Source organism: Polaromonas aquatica, assembly GCF_042659145.1.
GTDB classification, from domain to species: domain Bacteria; phylum Pseudomonadota; class Gammaproteobacteria; order Burkholderiales; family Burkholderiaceae_C; genus Polaromonas; species Polaromonas aquatica.
The window spans coordinates 1-2,439 of the sequence record NZ_JBHSRS010000049.1 but is presented as its reverse complement, the minus strand read 5'-3'; the positions used below and the strand labels follow the sequence as shown (position 1 = coordinate 2,439).

The 2,439-nt window shown below is 59.2% G+C and carries 2 protein-coding genes and 1 pseudogene; 1 reads left to right on the top strand and 2 read right to left on the bottom strand.

What is annotated here, in order from left to right; translation table 11 throughout:
- Positions 1-744: cache domain-containing protein (locus ACFQND_RS12325; protein ID WP_377413642.1), on the bottom strand; the 744-nt coding region annotated here is incomplete at its 3' end.
- 400 nt (positions 745-1,144) lie between these two features.
- Between ACFQND_RS12325 and ACFQND_RS12320 the strand changes: the two genes are divergently transcribed.
- A complete protein-coding gene (locus tag ACFQND_RS12320) occupies positions 1,145-2,020 on the top strand; it encodes an exodeoxyribonuclease III (RefSeq protein ID WP_371435771.1) in 876 nt (291 codons plus the stop codon).
- 119 nt (positions 2,021-2,139) lie between these two features.
- Here the strand turns inward: ACFQND_RS12320 and ACFQND_RS12315 are convergent.
- Positions 2,140-2,439: pseudogene (locus tag ACFQND_RS12315) on the bottom strand (methyl-accepting chemotaxis protein); the annotation flags it as partial.

The following is a 2,439-nucleotide window of genomic DNA, read 5'->3' as shown; positions in this document are numbered from 1 at the left end:
TTTGAGGGCTTGCATCAGCTGGCCTGTTTCGTCTTTGCTGCTCACCTCTATACGACTGCTCAGGTCGCCAGCGGCTACCGTTTGGGCGACCTTGACGGCGGCGCGGATTGGACCGGTGATGGAGCGGGCAATCATCAGGCCAATTGCAAACAAAATGGCGGCCAGCAGCAACGCGCCCAGGGCCAGCTCGATCAGGTGGCTCCGGATCATGGCGTCCACCGTGTCCACATACACGCCAGAGCCGAGAATCCAGCCCCAGGGCTCAAAACCCTTGACGTAAGACATCTTGGGCACCGGATGGTCGCTGCCCGGCTTCGCCCATAAATAGGGCACAAAACCGGAGCCGCTGGTTTTGACGATCTTGACGAACTCGACAAACAGGTACTTTCCGGTGGGGTCCTTGTTGTCCGACATGTCCTTGCCGTCGAGAGCCGGGGTGATCGGATGCATCAGCATGCGCGGGTGCATGTCGTTGATCCAGAAATATTCGGTGTTGTTGTAACGCAAACCCTTGATCGCCTGCATGGCCTGCGCTTGCGCCTGCTGCTCGGTCAGCACGCCCTTGGCCGCCAGGCCATGGAAATAGGTCAACAGTCCATGGGCACTTTCCACCACCTGCCGAACACTGCTCTTTCGCTCCTCCATGACCAGCGTTCGCTCCGAGACCAGCAGCAGCGCCGTCATGGCGGCGATGCCTAGGATGGCGCTGAAAATCAGCAGCCCGAGCTTTTTGGCAATGCTCATGGAGCGGAGGTTTTGCAGAAGGTGCACTGTCATTTCCTGGTTATCAAAACTTGTTTTTCATGCCTGATACCGGCCGTCGGTTTGCGCAGCGGCAGGACAAACACAGCTGGGTAGAGGCATGACCCGGCGTACGCGTCGTCCAGCAGGCATCCGGCCTTGGGCCTGCCCGGTCGCGCCGCAACAAAAGAAAAACCACGCCGCCGTCAGCGCAGAACAGACCTAACGGCAGTTGCCCGAAGAAATTTAGGGACAACCCCCATTAATTTTTCCGAAGGCCTGCCGTCACCCCGGACGGAAGCGCAGGTACGGCACAAAAAAACGTGATACTGCGCCCGGGCAGACCCACCAGGCAAACACCGGGTGCCCCCTATACTTGGCGGCGAAATTCCTGGAGATCCACTTGTTCAAATTAACCAGCCTGAACCTCAACGGCATCCGTTCCGCCACCAGCAAGGGCCTTGAAGACTGGCTCGCGCAGTCCGCGCCGGATTGCCTGTGTGTGCAGGAGATCAAGGCGCAGGCGCCGGATATCAGCCAGCGTTTTGAGGAGATGGCCGGGCTCAAGGGGCATTTCCACTTTGCCGAGAAAAAGGGTTACTCCGGTGTAGGCGTCTACACAAAGCATGAACCCAGCGATGTCATCGTCGGCTACGGTTCACCTGAGTTTGATGCCGAAGGGCGTTACGTGGAGTTGCGTTTTGACCGGCCCGGCCGCAAGGCACTGCCCAAACTCTCGATCATCAGTGCCTATTTCCCCAGCGGTTCATCCGGCGAGGAACGGCAGGCCGCCAAGTTTCGTTTCCTGGCCGAGTTCTACCCTTACCTGCTGAACCTGAAGAAAGACCGCGACTTCGTGCTCTGTGGCGACATCAACATCGCACACCAGGAAATCGACCTGAAAAACTTCAAGGGCAATAAAAAGAACAGCGGTTTTCTGCCCGAAGAACGCGCCTGGATGACCGAACTGCTGCGCCTTGAAGCTGCAGCCGAGGCAGCGCAGGATGCAAAAAAAGCCAACAAGGCCGCCGACAAGCTGACCAGTCCCGGCGGCGGCATGGTCGATGTGTACCGCCAGCTCAAACCCACCACCACCGACGAGGCCTACACCTGGTGGAGCAACCGCGGCCAGGCCTATGCCAAAAACGTAGGCTGGCGGCTGGACTACCACCTGGCGACGCCGGCTGTAGCGGCGCTGGCGCGCAGCGAACACATTTACAAGGACGTGAAGTTTTCGGACCACGCGCCGATCACAGTGGATTACGAGCTGGCGCTATAGGTTTCCGCAAAGCCCATTTCACTATCAAATAGATAGCTGATTGCGCACATAAATCAAGGGCCACGGCCACTTTTCATATAAATTTGGGGCTCATACAGACGCCCCGGGCCCTTGGCGCCCTAAAACTCTTCCCAACTCTGCGCACCTGCAGCGGCCATAGCCAGCCGCCTGGAAGGCAAGGCGCCGCCGCTTTGCCGCGGGGACTGGGCGCGCTGCGGCGCGGCAATCGAAGACCTGGCCGCCGACGGCTGTGCCAGCACATCTTTCGACTGACCGTTACCCTCGCTCATTTGCGCCTGGTCCAGCCTGAACACACTGACCGCTTGTGACAAGCCGCTGGCCTGCTCCTGCAGGGAAGCCGCTGCGGCTGCGGCTTCTTCCACCAAGGCTGCGTTTTGCTGCGTCACCTGGTCCATCTG